The organism is Rhizobacter sp. Root1221 (assembly GCF_001425785.1).
Lineage (GTDB): Bacteria > Pseudomonadota > Gammaproteobacteria > Burkholderiales > Burkholderiaceae_C > Rhizobacter.
In genome coordinates, this window is sequence record NZ_LMDI01000076.1 from 169,080 (window position 1) to 183,260 (window position 14,181).

Genomic DNA, 14,181 nt, shown 5'->3' on the forward strand with positions numbered 1-14,181 from the left:
GGCTGTATTGGAACTCACTGGCGTGCGACCTTCACCAGCGCCTCGTTCGCGGCCTGCTGGATGCGGCGGGCATCGGTCTCCAGCACGTGCAGCCGGCGCAGCAGCCACGGCATCACGTCGCGGGCCGGCGCTTCCATCGGCAGCATCGACAGGCCGCCGGCCGCGTCGTCGGGCACGGCGGCCGGAGGGGTGTCGTGCAGTGCAAGGCTCGCGGCCACCGACGCGGCCGTGGCCGCCAGCGCCGCGGCCACCACCGGTTCGTCCAGCTCCGCACGGCGGCGCGACAGGATCATCCGCACCACCGACAGGTGCGCCATCAGGCGTTGGCCGTGGTCGAGCACCTTGGCCACGTCCTGCACCGGCAGCCGCACCGCTTCCGGTTCCGCGCCCGTGCGCTGCAACAGCCCGGCCAGCACCTCGATCGCGTCATACGCGCGGCGGCGGGCGAGCCGGGGCGCCACCCCATCGGCGACCGCCAGCGTCAGCGCGTGGGCGGCGTAGTCGGCCAGTTCCTTCAGCGTGCGCCCCAGTGTGCCCGGCAGGCTGCGCCGTTCCCATGACGGCAGCACGTAGCTGAAGGCCCATGCGAGGGCGGCACCCAGCACCGTGTCGGCCACCCGCTCGGGGATCGCAAAGCCGCCGGCCGGGTGCACGAGGTGCGCCTGCAACAGGGCCATCACCGTGGCGGCCGTGGCCGTCAGCCAGTACCGCTTCAGCACGAACGCGTGGGCCGTGCCCACCGCGAGCAGGAACACCGCGCCCAGCAGGAACGGCGAGTGCACCAGGGACAGCCCCAGCACCACCACGCACCCCACCAGCGTGCCGAGCACCCGCGCGTTGCGGCGTGCCAGCGTCTGCTCCAGGTTGCCGCGCAACACCACCGCCACGCCCAGCACCAGCCAGTGCGGGTGAGACGCCCAAGGCGACGCGAGCGCGATGAAGTACGCAGCGCCCAGCGCCAGCGCCGAGCGCACCGCGTGCCGGAAAACAGGCGACGCGCCGGAGAGCTGTGCCTTCAGTGCCGCGAGCGGCCAGCCTTCGGGCGCCACGAAGTTCTGCAACTCGGTGCGCGACAGCACCGGGGTGTCCGGGTCGGCGTCGAGCAAGGCCTGGATGCGTGCCACGTCGTCGTTCAGGTTGTGCAGCCGCCCCACCACCGCGGGCAGCAGGCGCATGCGGGCATCGTGGGCGGCCACCGGGGCGTCCGCAAAAACATCCCCCAGTGGCGAGGCCGGCGCCGCCAGCACCTCGCCGTCGCGCAACGCACCGGCCGCGGCCTCCAGCGATTCCCCGATGCGCTGCAGTGCCGAAGACACCTGCCCCAGCACCCAGCGCGCGGTGTTGTCGTTGCCCAGCAGGTCGAGGTCGAGGCGGCTGGCCAGCAGCACGTCGCGCAGGTCGATCAGGCGCAGCAAGATGGCGATGTTGCGCCGGGCGGTGTCGGAGTCGGGGGCGATGAACACGAAGTCGCGTGCGGTCTGCAGGCGCTCGGCGGCAGCAGTTTCACCGGCAATCCAGGCGCGCATCGCGGCAGCCTCCTGCTCGCTGTCCGGCGCCGAGGCCAGCAACGCGGCCCGCAGGCGAAAGAGGTCGGCCATGGTCCGCAGCGCCTGCGCGAGCGACAGCGTGCGCAACCGGCGCTGCAGCACTGCGCCTGCGGCCAGTGACCACACGAAGTAGGCGGCGGCGCCCACTGCGGTCCAGCCCGCCAGCACCCACGGCGACACGGACGACTCGGGCACCGCCATCGTGAACACGAGCGACAAGATGGGCGCGAACGACACGGCCCCTGCCCGCGGCCCCCACGCCATCGTCATCATCGCCACGAACGCGATGGCCCCGATGCCGAAGCCGAGTGCCACCGGATGCGGATCGAGCAGCGCCACCACCAGCGCGGCGGCCACGCTGAGCACCGCCGCCACCGGCACCCGGCTGCGCGTGCGCGACAAGGTGTTGGGCACGTCGGCCAGGCTCGCACACACCGCCCCGCTCAACGCGAGCTGCGCCGCATGGTGGCCGGCCACGGCCGTGATGACGAACTGGATCAGGCCGATGCCCAGCGCCACGGCGATGCCGTTGAGCACGTGGGCGGGGATGCGGCGAAGGAGGGTCATCGTGGCGCCTCGGGGGCGCGGTCATCTTATTTCAAGCAGTGGTTGGGGACACTGTCATCCCGCCTGGGGCCCACTGCTGTCCGGGGAACATCACCACCGCAGCCTTCCGCTCACCCCCGCTCCCACGGCGGCACCGCCCCGATCTTCTCCACCATGAAGTCCACGAACGCCCTCACCCGCGGTGGTACGTGGCGGCGCTGCGGCATCACCGCGTAGATGCCGCTCGGCGGCACCGGGTAGGCGTCGAGCAGCGTGACGAGGCGTCCGGCGCGCAGGTCTTCCCACACGTGCCAGGTGGAATGCAACGCGATGCCGAGGCCGGCGATGGCGGCGTCGGACTGCAATTCGCCCTGGCTGCTCTCCAGGCGGCCACTCACGCGCACGGCCACCTCGGTCTTGCGGCGGCGGTCGGCGAAGCGCCACACGTCGCGGCGGCCGGCGTGGCTCACCATCACGAGGCAGTCGTGGCGGGCCAGGTCGGCCGGGGTCTTCGGTGTGCCATGGCGCACGAGGTAGTCGGGCGACGCCACCACGACGCGGCGGTTCACCGCCAGTTGCCGGGCCACCAGCGTGGAGTCGTCGAGTTCGCCGATGCGGATGGCGAGGTCGAACCCCTTGCCCACGAGGTCCACCGTCTGGTCGTCGAAATCGGCCTGCACACGCACCTTCGGGTGGCGCGCCAGGAACTCGGCCAAGACCGGCGACACGTACAGCCGCCCGAACGTGGACGAGGTGGTCAGGCGCAACGTGCCCGCCACCTCGCTGCCGGCCTCGCGCAAGCCGTTGGTGAGGGCCTCCAGGTCGTCCACGAGGGGCCGTCCCTGCTCGGCCAGGCGTTGCCCCTCCGGCGTGACGTGCAGGCTGCGCGTGGTGCGCTGGAACAGGCGCACGCCGAGGTGGGCCTCCAGCCGCTTGAGCCGCTGGCTGGTGACGGCCACCGAGAGGTCGAGGCTGCGCGCCGCGGCGCTGATGGAACCGTGGTCCAGCACCCGCAGGAAGAGGCCGATGTCGCCGACGCAATCCATGATTCTCAGTATTTCATTGAAACTGAATCGTGATGCTGGTGGTTTTTCAGAAGAATGTCCAGCCGTACCCTTCGGGCAGTCTTCCACGGAGCCCGTTCATGTCCACCACCCCCAAGGCGCTGTACGCGCTGACGGCCGGCGCCTTCGGCATCGGCACCACCGAGTTCGTCATCATGGGCCTGCTGCTGCAGGTCGCCGCTGACCTGCATGTGTCCATCGCCGCGGCCGGCCTGCTGATCTCGGGCTATGCGCTCGGGGTGTTCGTGGGCGCCCCGCTGCTCACGGCGGCCACCGGCAGGCTGCCGCGCAAGTCGGCCCTCGTGATGCTGATGGTGGTGTTCACGTTGGGCAACCTCGCCTGCGCGCTGGCGCCCGACTACGGCTGGCTGATGGCGGCACGGGTGGTCACGTCGCTCGCACACGGCACGTTCTTCGGCATCGGCTCCGTGGTGGCCACCAGCGTGGTGGCGCCCGACCGCAAGGCTTCGGCCATCTCGATCATGTTCACGGGCCTCACGGTGGCCACGCTGCTGGGGGTGCCCGCAGGCGCCTGGCTGGGCCTGCACTTCGGCTGGCGCGCCACCTTCTGGGCCGTGGCCGCGATCGGCGTGGTGGCCACGCTGGTGGTGTGGCGCTGGGTGCCGAGGGACGCCGGCCGCGCGCAAGCGCCCGCGTCGTTCGCGCGCGAACTGACGGTGCTGGCCCGCCCGCAGGTGCTGCTGGGCCTGCTGGCCACGGTGGTGGGATTTGCCGGCGTGTTCACCGTCTACACGTACATCCAGCCCATCCTCACGCGCATCACCGGCTTTTCGGACGCTGCCGTGTCGCCGGTGCTGCTGGTGTTCGGCGTCGGCATGATCGCAGGCAACATCCTGGGCGGCAAGCTGGCCGACCGCCGCCTGGTGCCCGCCACGCTCGGCACGCTCGCCGTGCTGGCCGTCGTGCTGGGCTTGATGACGTTCGTGCTGGAAAGCCCCGTGGGCGCGGTCGCCTTCACCGGCCTGCTGGGCGCCGCGGCGTTTGCCACCGTGTCGCCGCTGCAGCTGCGGGTGCTGCAGAAGGCCGAGGGCGCGGGCCAGAACCTCGCGTCGAGCCTGAACATCGCCGCCTTCAACCTGGGCAACGCGATCGGTGCATGGCTCGGAGGCGTGGTGATCGACCGCGGACCGGGGCTCGGGGCCGTCACGTGGGTGGCGGCGCTGGTGACGCTGCTGGGGCTGGGCATCGTGGTGCTGAGCCTGCAGGTGGAACGCCGTGGCCGCCCGGTACGCGGCCCGGCCTACCTGGCGTAAAGCATCTGCGGCAACCACAACCCGATGGCCGGGAACTGGTACAGCAGGAAGATGGCGAGCACCTGGATGGCCATGAACGGCAGCATGCCCGCGAAGATCTGGTTCAACGTCACGTGTTTCGGCGCCACGCCCTTCAAGTAGAAGGCGGCCATCGCCACGGGCGGCGAGAGGAACGCCGTCTGCAGGTTCAGCGCCACCAGCAGGCCGAAGAACAGCGGGTCCACGCCGAAGTTGTCGAGCAGCGGCACGAAGATGGGCATGAAGATCACGATGATCTCGGTCCACTCCAGCGGCCAGCCCAGCACGAAGATGATCACTTGCGACAGGACGAGGAACTCGGTCTTCGTGAGGTTCATGCCGAGCACCCAGCGCTCCACGAGCTCCTGGCCGCCGAGCAGCGCGAACGCGGCCGAGAAGATGGACGAGCCCACGAACAGCCAGCACACCATGGCCGAGGTCTTGGCCGTCAGGAAGACGGACTCCTGCACCCGCGTGAACGTGAGTTGCCGGTAGGCCGCGGCCAGCAGCAGCCCGCCGGTGGCGCCCACCGCGGCGGCCTCGGTGGGGGTGGCCAGCCCGTAGACGATGGAACCGAGCACCGAGAGGATCAGGATCAGCAGCGGGAAGAACGACGTCAGCAGCATCTTGAAGATCTCGAGCCGCGTGAAGTTCAGCACCATGTAGAACGTGAGCACGGCCACCAGCGCCACCGCCGTCGCGGCCCACCACACCTTGGATGGCCCCGACGCCACCGGCGCATCGGCCGCGGAGGCCGGCGCGGCCACCACGGGCGCCGCCGGCACGGCCTCGCCCACCGGTGCGCTGGCACCCGGTGGTTCGCCCAGTGCGCCGTCGGACGGCGGCTCGGCCAGGCCATCGCTGGGCGGTTCGTCGAGGCCATCGCGGGGTTCGGCCGGGGCTTCGGTGACACCGCCACCGATCTGCTGCATCTCGGGCGCGGCATCCACCACCGGCACCGCGGTGACCGACCGGTACGACAACCCCACCACCGCCAGCACCAGCACGAGCGGCATCAGCGCCACGGCCAGTTGCCCGGCGAGGTAGAGGGCCGGCACGTGGTGCCGGCCGGTGCCACGCAACGCCGCCAGCAGCCCCGGCACAGCGCGGGCTTCGCCATCGGCACCGGCCTGCACGAGCCGCGCGGGCAAGGGCACGCGCCGATCTTCGGCAGACAGCGGCGGGGCCACGCTGGGCTTGAGCTTCGCGAGGATGATGACGTAGAGCACGTACAGGCCGGCCAGCATGATGCCGGGGAAAAACGCCCCCGCGTACAACTGCACCACCGACACCCCGGCCGTGGCGCCGTACACGATCAGCAGCACGGACGGGGGGATGAGGATGCCCAGGCAGCCTCCCGCCGTGATGGCCCCGGCGGACATCTGCACGCTGTAGCCCGCGCGCAGCATGGGCGGGAGCGCCAGCAGGCCCATCAGCGTGACCACGGCACCCACGATCCCCGTGGCCGTGGCAAACACCGCGCACGTGACCAGCGTGGCCACCGCCAGCGAACCGGGCACCCGCGACAGCGCCAGGTGCAGGCTGCGGAACAGCTTCTCGATCAGGTTCGCGCGTTCGACGAGGTAGCCCATGAACACGAACAGCGGGATCGAGATCAGCACGTCGTTGGCCATGACCTTGTAGGCGGCCTGCACCATCAGGTCGAGGGTCTTCGCGCTGTCGCGCTCGTAGGCAATCCACGTGAACAGCATGCCCATGCCCATCAGCGTGAACGCGGTGGGAAAGCCCAGCATGATGGCCACCACCACCAGCGACAGCATCAGGAGCCCGATGTGCCCGTGCGTGATGACCGGCGCCTGCAGCAGCATCACCACGGCGGCCGTCACCAGCACGGCCATCAGCGCAAAGCCGAACCACAGCTCCTTGCGCACCTTGATCATGCGCGGTCCTTCGTCACCACGAGGCGGTCGAGGGCCTCGATGTCCTCGTCGCGCACGTTGACCATCTCCTTGAGCTTGTCGACGTCCACTTCCTCGACGTCATCCTCGCGGCGCGGCCATGCGCCCTCGCGCAGGCACAGCACGCACCGCACGATCTCGACGATGCCCTGCAGCAGCAGCACCGCCCCGGCGAGCGGGATCATGAACTTGAACGGGTAGAGCGGCAGCGCCTCGGCCGAGAACGTCTGCTCGCGGATGGCGAGCGATTCGTTCGCGTAGGTCCACCCCGCCCACGTGAGGGCCACGATGCCGGGCAGGAAAAACACGATGTAGAGCGTGAGGTCCACCGCCGCCTGCGTGCGCGGCTGGAAGAAGCCGTACAGCACGTCCCCGCGCACATGGCCGTTCTTGCTCAGCGTGTAGGCGCCGGCCGTCATGAACATGGTGCCGTAGAGCATGATCTGCGCGTCGAGCACCCACGCGTGCGGGTGGTTCAGCGCGTAGCGCGAGAACACCTCCCACGTGATCAGCGCCGTCAGCACCACGACGAGCCAGGCGAACAGCTTGCCGATCCAGGTCGAGAAGCGGTCCACCCCCCACAGCACTTTCTGCATGCGTCTGCTCCTTCCGGGCGGCGGTACGTCAACCCTTCTTCGCCGGCGCCGCGCCGCGGCCGAAGTAGTGGTTGTAGGCCATCTTGAAATCGACCGTGTAGTCGTTCTGCCACTGGCAGGCGCGCGCGGCGAAGGCCCGCTGCGACTCGAGCACCTTCTTGAACAGCGGGTTCTCGGCCGCCTTCTTCTCGATGGTCTTGTCCCATGCGGCCAGCTGCGCGCGCAGCACCGCGTCGGGGGTCTTGTAGAACTTGATGCCCTGCTGCTTGAGCGCCTGGTAGTCGGCCGAGTTGCGCTCGATGGCCTTCCAGCTCATGTCGGCCGAGGCCGCCTGCACGGCGTAGTCGATGATGGCCTTCAGCTCGGCAGGCAGCGCGGCGAGTTTGGTGCGGTTGAAGAGGATCTCGAACTGCTCGCCGGACTGGTGGAAGCTTTGCAGCATGCAGTTCTTCGCCACGTCGGGGAAGCCCAGCACACGGTCGCTCGACGCGTTGTTGAACTCGGCCGCATCGATCAGCCCGCGATCGAGGGCCGGCACGATCTCGCCGCCCGGCAACGGGTTGACGGCCGCGCCCATCTCGGTGAACACGTCCACCGCCAGCCCCACGGTGCGGAACTTGAGGCCCTTGATGTCCTCGGCCTTCGACACCGGCTTCTTGAACCAGCCGAGGGGCTGCGTGGGCATGGGGCCGTACAGGTACGACACGACGTCGAGGTTCAGGCTCTTGTAGATTTCCTCGACGAGTGCCTTGCCGCCGCCGTAGTTGTGCCACGCGAGCACCATGTTGGCATCCATGCCGAAACCCGGGCCCGATCCCCACAGCGCGAGCGCCGAGTTCTTGCCGTACCAATACGCCACCACGCCGTGGCCGCCGTCGAGCGTGCCCTTGCTGACGGCGTCCAGCAACTGGAACGCGGGCACCACCGAGCCGGCCGGCAGCACCTCGATCTTCAGGCGGCCGCTCGCCATGTCGTTGACCTTCTTGGCGAAGTCCTGCGCGTACTCGTGGAAGATGTCCTTCGCCGGCCACGTGCTCTGGAATCGCAGCGCCACGGGCTGTGCCGTGGCGATCATCGGGGCGGCGAGTGCCCCTGCGCTGCCGGCGGCCACGGCCGTCTTCTTCAGGAAACGGCGACGAGGGGCGGAAGTTTTCTCGGTCATCGTGAGCTCCTTCTGGGGGAACGGGTTCGGCCGAATCACAGGGTCGGATCTGGGCGATCACCCACTGTCCTCCTCGGACCTGCGGTATTTCAACTAGGTCTAACCCGCGCGCGCCGTCACGTCCGAGGGGCGCGGGGGGTTCACTGACGCCCGGTGGCGCGCGCTTGCCAGCTGGCCTGCAGGCCGTCGAAAGCGGCCAGCACCCCCGCATGTGAAGGATGGGGGCCATCGAGCTGTTCGAGCGCCAGCAGCGTGGCCTCGAGCGTGGAGCGCTGGTCGGGTGCATGGGCGCGGCGCACCGTGTAGCGCGACGGCGGCGGCGCTTCGAGCGACAGGCGCGGCAGCCGCGCCAGCAGCGGGTTGGCGTGGCACATCAGGCGGCTCTTGCGCCAGGTGGCATCGAGCACCACGAGGCACCCCGGCCGGGATGGCCTCGGGGCACTGCCACCCCCCGGATACAGCAGCACCGCGTCGGGTCCGAGCCATTCGGCGAGCCGGGCCTCGTCGAACTGCTCGCCCACCTCCATGCGGCTGCGCTGCAGGCTCAGGTGCAGCAGGCGGCCCGATCCCTTCGCGTGGTGCACCTCCAGCGGGTGCTGCAGGATCAGCACCGGCGTGCGGTGGGGCACCTGCACCACCCGCCCGCACAGGCACGTGGCCTGCGGGCGAAGGCACTGCACGCAGTGCAGGCGGCGGGAGGTCGGGGGCGCGTCCATGCGCACATTGTCAGGCGATCTTGAAGGCCCCCACCGCCGCGGCCAGCCGGCCGGCGATCCACGGCGGCCAGCAGCAGCGGACGCGTTCACCACCGGGTTTGCTGTTGAAGCTCGATTGCTGAAAACCCCATGGTGCAAGGACGAACCCTCACGCATAGTCACGGCGCGATTGAAACGATTCAACACTGGAGACAATCTATGCAAGACGGATTGCTGGGCGGCCTGTCGGCGCGCGTTCGAAACAGTTCGGCATTCACGGCCATCCTCACGCTGGTGATGCTGGCCGGGACTTCGAGTACCAACGCGGGTACCCCATGGCCGACCAACCCCGACTGGCAGGCCTACAACATGGTGCCCACCAGCCCGTCATCGTGTCCCGTGCGCGTGCAGAGCACCTCGGGGAACGTGTCGAATGCGCCGGCCATCCTGTGCAACGGCGGTGGCGGGCTCACGCTGACCATGACGGCTGGCGGTCCCACGCCGCGCGTGGTGCTCGACTACGGCAAGAACGTCGGGGGCATCCCATGGTTCGACGTCAGCACCGCTTCCGGCAGCCCGCAGATGAAGGTCGGCTACAGCGAGACCATGCTGTACCTGACCGACGACGGAGGCGACTTTCCACCTTTCCAGGGTTTCGGCAATGGTGAAGGTGCCGTCAAACGCGCTGACGTATACACCGTGGCGGGCCCGGGGCTCATCGTCAACCGCGCCACACAAGGTGGCCAGCGCTTCCAGGTCATCACGCTCACGAGCCCCGGCACGGTGATGCTGCGCGGCGCGGGCATCAACTACATCGCCGATCGCACGCAAGCCGCCAACTATGGCGGCTACTTCATGTCGAGCGACGACACGCTCAACAAGGTCTGGTACTCGAGCGCCTACACAGCGCAGCTTGGCGCCGTGCCGACACGCTCGCTGCCCGGCAGTTACCGAATCGAGAACGGGACGCTGAGCGCCTGGGGCAGCAACACCACCGGCGGCTCCGACATCGGCCTCTACACGCCGGGCACCGCCTGGGCCGACTACACGATGGCGTTCGACACCACCATCGTCAACCAGCAAGCCGGCTGGGCGGTCCGCTCACGCGACCCGCAGAACGGCCTGGTGTTCCTCCTGAACGCGAACACACTGCGGGCGTTCAACGTGGTTGGCAATGCCTACGCGCAGATCGCCTCCGTGGCGACGCCCTTCCCCATCAACGCCGGCACCTGGTACAGCATCTCGACCACGGTGAGCGGATCGACAGCGACGGTCAAGATCAACGGCACGCAAGCCTTGAGCGTGACCTCGAGCACCTTCGGCTCCGGCTCGGTCGGCTTTCGGCAGTGGGGATCGGAGGAGGCACGCTTTCGCAACCTCGCCGTCACGAGCGCGAACGGGGGCTCGCTGCTGAACCTCGCCTTCAACCATGCGTCGCACCTGGCCAGCTTCCGCGTGCCGGGCAGCAACGAGGTGCCGTCCATCCTCGACGGCGCGAAGCGTGACCGCCTCGTCTGGTCCGGCGACCTCGACACCGCGGGGCCCACCATGGCCTATACAGTCGGCAACAACGACTACCTCAAGGGATCGCTGCGGCTGTTCGCGACGCGCCAGCACAGCAGCGGATTCATCGAAGGCGTCGTGCCTGCGACGTACCCGATCATCAACGCAACCGGCCTGACGAGCGAGACCGGCTGGTACTCGGCCACGTACTCCATGTACTTCGTACTGGGGCTGTACGACCACCTCATGCACAGCGGCGACCGGACCTTCGCGTCGTCGATGTGGTCGGCCCTGCAGCGGCAGCTCGCCTGGAACGCCACGCGGCTCGACTCGCGCGGCCTGTTCATCTCGCGCGCCGGCGATGGCGCCGACTGGGACTTCTACGACTCGGAAAAAATCGGGGCGATCACCGAATTCAACGTCATCTACTACCGCTCGCTGCTGGCCGCAGCAGTCATCGGCGACGCCATCGGGCAAACGTCGGCGGCATCGTCCTACCGGACCCGGGCGGACGCCTTGCGCACGGCCATCAACACGCACATGTACGACAGCACGCGCGGCGTCTACAGGATCAGCGACACGGTGCCGGCGATCGCACAAGATGCCAATGCGCTCGCGGTGCTCGCGGGGGTACCGCCGGCAAGCGAAGTGCCGCGCATCCTCGCGGCGATGAAGACCGCGTTGTGGACGAACACGTACGGCCCGATGCCCTTCAACGACTCGCACTTCAGACCGATCATCAGCACGTTCATCAGCGGCTACGAAGCGCAGGCGCGTTACCTCGCCAACGATTCCGCGAATGCGGAGCAGCTGATGCGCACGGTGTTCGGCCGGCTCACCGATCCGGCGAATGCGCAGTACACCGGCACGATGTGGGAGAACGTCGCGGCGAACGGAACGCCCGGCCTGACCGCCCAGACGAGCCTGGCCCACGCCTGGGCGACGGGTGCGGTGACAGCACTCTCCGGCTATGTGCTGGGCATTCGGCCGACGGCGCCCGGATTCGACACCTGGCTGGTGCAGCCCCACCCCGGCACGCTGGACTGGGCCGTGGGCCAGGCCCCGACGCCGCACGGCGCACTGTCGGTGAAGTGGGCCGGCCAGCGCGGCGTGGGCCAGTTCTCCGCGGAGGTGACGGCACCCACGGGCACGTCCGGCACGATCGCCGTCCCCACCTACGGCGTGGCGAACCCGGTCGTGAACATCAATGGCGTGGCGGTCTGGCGCAACGGTGCCTTCATCGCCGGTCCCGCGGCGACGAGTGCATCCACGGACGGCCAGTTCGTGTACCTGAACGGCATCCAGCCCGGCACCCATGTCGTTGCATCGAACCCCGGCAACGCCGGTCTTCCGTCCGGCTTCACGACGTGCGCGGCGGAGAACGGCAGCTGCGCCGTCAGCGGAAACCAGACCGCGGCCTTCGGCGCCAACGGCATCTACATCTACAAACCGGCCAGCGCTTCCTTCGCATGCAGCGTGGCAACCTTCAACGACCCCGACTACGGATTCGCCAAGTCGTGCGCTGTCGGAGGGACCGTTGCCACGCCGCCCAATGGCGCCTTCTGTGCCGCGGAGAACGGCTTGTGCAGCTTCTCCGGCACACGAACCGTTGCGTATGGGACGGCGTCCAGCGCCACCACCAAGTCGATCGGGGGTGGAACGCCGTGTACGAATGCAGTGTTTGGCGATCCCGCGCCGGGAATGTCCAAGAGTTGCTTCATCGTGCCCTGAGGTTCGTGAGACCAGGCTCGAGGGATTGCTCGAGGGGCAGCTACAGAGAGTGCGTAGGCGAATTGGAACGACAATGCGAGCCCGGTCACATTGCTTCCACTACGCACCGCCTGGAAATGCCACGCCAGCCCCGATCTGCCGACGACACACTCCGCACCGGTGCACCCGCCGTGAGCGTCCATGACGTGGCCCGCCGGGCCGGCGTCTCGCTGGGCACGGTGTCCAACGCGCTCAACCGGCCACAGGTGGTATCGCCGGACACCCTCGAGCGGGTACGCAAGACCATCGACGAACTCGGCTATGTCCGCAACGAAAGCGCGCGACAGCTCAGGGCGGGTCGAAGCAGGACGATCGGCCTCGTCGTGCTCGACGTGGGCAACCCTTTCTTCATCGACGTGGCGCGAGGCGTGGAGGATGCCGCCAACGCGGCCGGCCTCGCCGTCATCCTCTGCAACAGCGACGCGAGCACGGCAAAGGAAGACAACTACCTCGACCTGCTCGAACAGCTGCGCGTGCGCGGCGTGCTCATCACGCCGGTGGACACGGTCGGCCCTCGCCTGGAAGCGGTGAGGCAGCGCGGCACGCCGGTGGTGCTGCTCGACCGGCATGCCCGCAACAAGAACCAGAGCTCGGTGTGGGTGGACGACGTCCTGGGCGGTGAACTCGCGGTCGACCACCTCCTCGAGACGGGGCACAAGCGCATCGCGTTCGTCGGCGGAGCCGCCAAGGTCAAGCAGGTCGAGGATCGACTGAAGGGCGCGCAACGCGCGATCCGCCGCTCCGGCAAGGTCGACATCGAATTCGGCGTGCACGTGGCACCTTCGCTCAACACGGTGGGGGGCATCGCGGCTGCTCGACAACTCCTGGCCATGAGGCCGCGTCCCACGGCGGTCTTCTGCGTGAACGACCTGATCGCGCTCGGCGTGCTGCAGGTGGCGCTGGAGATGGGCCTGCGCATTCCGCACGACGTCGCGATCGTCGGCTACGACGACATCGAGTACGCGGCGGCCGTCTCGCACCCGTTGTCGTCGGTACGTCAACCGCGGCGCCTGATCGGCCAGACAGCCGCGAAGTTGCTGATGGACGAGGCCGAGGCTGGGGAAGACCACCGGCACCAACAGATCGTCTTCAAGCCGGAACTCATCATCCGTCAGTCGACCGATATGCGGGGCAAGACACCGCGCGCGTAGGCTGCTCCAGCATCGCTGGCTGCTTCACATGACCACAACCGACGACGGATGCCACGGCCCCATCACACCGGGGGAGGCGCTGCCATGCCCCGCATGACGGCCGCGGTGCGCGTCTCCACCCCGAGCTTCACGTAGATGTGCTCCAGGTGCTTGTGCACCGTGCGCGGGCTGATCGACAGCAGCGCGGCGATGTCGGCGTCGGTCTTGCCGCAGGCGAGCCAGCGCAGCACCTCGCGCTCGCGGGCCGTGAGGCCCGCCGGGGCCGGGTCGGGCCGGACGGGCGCCAAGGGCACCGGCACGCCATCGGACGGCGCGTTGGCCGACCGGCAGGCATGGGCGTACAGGAACGCGAGGTGCGGGCGCAGCAGTTCGAGCCGCTCGCGGTCGCGCTCGCCGAAGTCGAGCCCGCGCCGGTTCAGCACGATGCTGACCAAGGTGCGGTCGTCCTGGAACAGCGGCACGGCGATGGCGTGTTCGAGCCCGATCCGCCGGTAGTAGTCGCCGTACAGCGCACTCTGGTGGTATTCACGGGCGCTTTGGAGGTCGGAGATGCGCTGCGTGTATCGCCCCCCACGGAGGCCGTGATACCGCACGAGCGGGTGGTCGAAGAAATGGCGGTCGAAACACTCGAGGGCGTCGGCCCCCAGGCGCACGCCTGGCGTGCTCACCACCTGGCGATGGCCGCTGCGCAGGTCGCACACCGAGAGCGTGGTGAGCTCCGAGGCCACGAAGTCGTTGAGCGCCGTCACCGCGGCAAGGGCGAAACCGTCGACCCCGGCCGACTGGGCCTCGATGCGGGCCAGCAGTTGCAGGGCCGTGGCGTAGTCGTTGCGCGTGAGGTGGTTCATCAGCGGCCCCGGTCGCTGGCGCATACGCATACGCATTGCTGCGTATTGGCGCCCTGCCCCGGCCGGCGCGACCATGTGCCGGTGCGGG

At 68.9% G+C, this 14,181-nt stretch carries 10 protein-coding genes; 3 read left to right on the forward strand and 7 right to left on the reverse strand.

The window, feature by feature from the left end; translation table 11 throughout:
- Window positions 1-14: 14 nt before the first annotated feature.
- Together ASC87_RS30185 and ASC87_RS30190 are read right to left on the reverse strand one after the other, a co-directional pair.
- The gene (locus ASC87_RS30185; protein ID WP_056672027.1) at window positions 15-2,114 is read right to left on the reverse strand and encodes an FUSC family membrane protein; all 2,100 of its coding nucleotides are present in this window, start codon (window positions 2,112-2,114) and stop codon (window positions 15-17) included.
- Between the two features lie 110 nt (window positions 2,115-2,224).
- Window positions 2,225-3,139: a LysR family transcriptional regulator gene (locus ASC87_RS30190; RefSeq protein WP_056672030.1), complete on the reverse strand. Its 915-nt coding sequence runs from the start codon at window positions 3,137-3,139 to the stop codon at window positions 2,225-2,227.
- Between the two features lie 98 nt (window positions 3,140-3,237).
- On the opposite strand from ASC87_RS30190, the gene ASC87_RS30195 reads away from it, so the two are divergent.
- Window positions 3,238-4,431, forward strand: coding sequence for an MFS transporter (locus ASC87_RS30195; protein WP_056672193.1), 1,194 nt, complete (start codon window positions 3,238-3,240; stop codon window positions 4,429-4,431).
- Here ASC87_RS30195 and ASC87_RS30200 read toward each other — a convergent pair.
- The 4 genes from ASC87_RS30200 to ASC87_RS30215 form a co-directional block, all read right to left on the reverse strand.
- Entirely contained in the window at window positions 4,419-6,347 is a 1,929-nt protein-coding gene (locus ASC87_RS30200; protein WP_056672196.1) for a TRAP transporter large permease subunit, read from the reverse strand. The genes ASC87_RS30195 and ASC87_RS30200 overlap by 13 nt on opposite strands.
- Window positions 6,347-6,964, reverse strand: a complete 618-nt coding sequence (locus ASC87_RS32365) for a TRAP transporter small permease subunit (RefSeq protein WP_056672032.1) — start codon at window positions 6,962-6,964, stop codon at window positions 6,347-6,349. Before ASC87_RS32365 ends, ASC87_RS30200 begins: the two co-directional genes overlap by 1 nt.
- Window positions 6,965-6,992: 28 nt before the next feature.
- The gene (locus ASC87_RS30210; RefSeq protein WP_056672034.1) at window positions 6,993-8,126 is read right to left on the reverse strand and encodes a TRAP transporter substrate-binding protein; all 1,134 of its coding nucleotides are present in this window, start codon (window positions 8,124-8,126) and stop codon (window positions 6,993-6,995) included.
- 140 nt (window positions 8,127-8,266) lie between these two features.
- The gene (locus ASC87_RS30215) at window positions 8,267-8,842 is read right to left on the reverse strand and encodes a tRNA-uridine aminocarboxypropyltransferase (protein ID WP_056672036.1); all 576 of its coding nucleotides are present in this window, start codon (window positions 8,840-8,842) and stop codon (window positions 8,267-8,269) included.
- Between the two features lie 198 nt (window positions 8,843-9,040).
- Here ASC87_RS30215 and ASC87_RS30220 point away from each other — a divergent pair, with 198 nt between their 5' ends.
- Together ASC87_RS30220 and ASC87_RS30225 are read left to right on the forward strand one after the other, a co-directional pair.
- On the forward strand, window positions 9,041-12,055 hold the full coding sequence (locus ASC87_RS30220; protein WP_056672039.1) for an alpha-L-rhamnosidase C-terminal domain-containing protein: 3,015 nt from the start codon (window positions 9,041-9,043) through the stop codon (window positions 12,053-12,055).
- Between the two features lie 170 nt (window positions 12,056-12,225).
- The gene (locus tag ASC87_RS30225; RefSeq protein ID WP_200954598.1) at window positions 12,226-13,245 is read left to right on the forward strand and encodes a substrate-binding domain-containing protein; all 1,020 of its coding nucleotides are present in this window, start codon (window positions 12,226-12,228) and stop codon (window positions 13,243-13,245) included.
- A gap of 62 nt (window positions 13,246-13,307) precedes the next feature.
- On the opposite strand, the gene ASC87_RS33480 is transcribed toward ASC87_RS30225, so the two are convergent.
- Window positions 13,308-14,093, reverse strand: coding sequence for a helix-turn-helix transcriptional regulator (locus tag ASC87_RS33480; protein WP_082569077.1), 786 nt, complete (start codon window positions 14,091-14,093; stop codon window positions 13,308-13,310).
- Window positions 14,094-14,181: the final 88 nt, after the last annotated feature.

Bases quoted from the DNA above. Each gene is read 5' to 3' on its own strand.
- ASC87_RS30210 (WP_056672034.1), bottom strand. From the start codon at position 8,126: ATGACCGAGAAAACTTCCGCCCCTCGTCGCCGTTTCCTGAAGAAGACG.
- ASC87_RS30215 (WP_056672036.1), bottom strand. From the start codon at position 8,842: ATGGACGCGCCCCCGACCTCCCGCCGCCTGCACTGCGTGCAGTGCCTT.
- ASC87_RS32365 (WP_056672032.1), bottom strand. From the start codon at position 6,964: ATGCAGAAAGTGCTGTGGGGGGTGGACCGCTTCTCGACCTGGATCGGC.
- ASC87_RS30190 (WP_056672030.1), bottom strand. From the start codon at position 3,139: ATGGATTGCGTCGGCGACATCGGCCTCTTCCTGCGGGTGCTGGACCAC.
- ASC87_RS30220 (WP_056672039.1), top strand. From the start codon at position 9,041: ATGCAAGACGGATTGCTGGGCGGCCTGTCGGCGCGCGTTCGAAACAGT.
- ASC87_RS30185 (WP_056672027.1), bottom strand. From the start codon at position 2,114: ATGACCCTCCTTCGCCGCATCCCCGCCCACGTGCTCAACGGCATCGCC.
- ASC87_RS33480 (WP_082569077.1), bottom strand. From the start codon at position 14,093: ATGAACCACCTCACGCGCAACGACTACGCCACGGCCCTGCAACTGCTG.
- ASC87_RS30195 (WP_056672193.1), top strand. From the start codon at position 3,238: ATGTCCACCACCCCCAAGGCGCTGTACGCGCTGACGGCCGGCGCCTTC.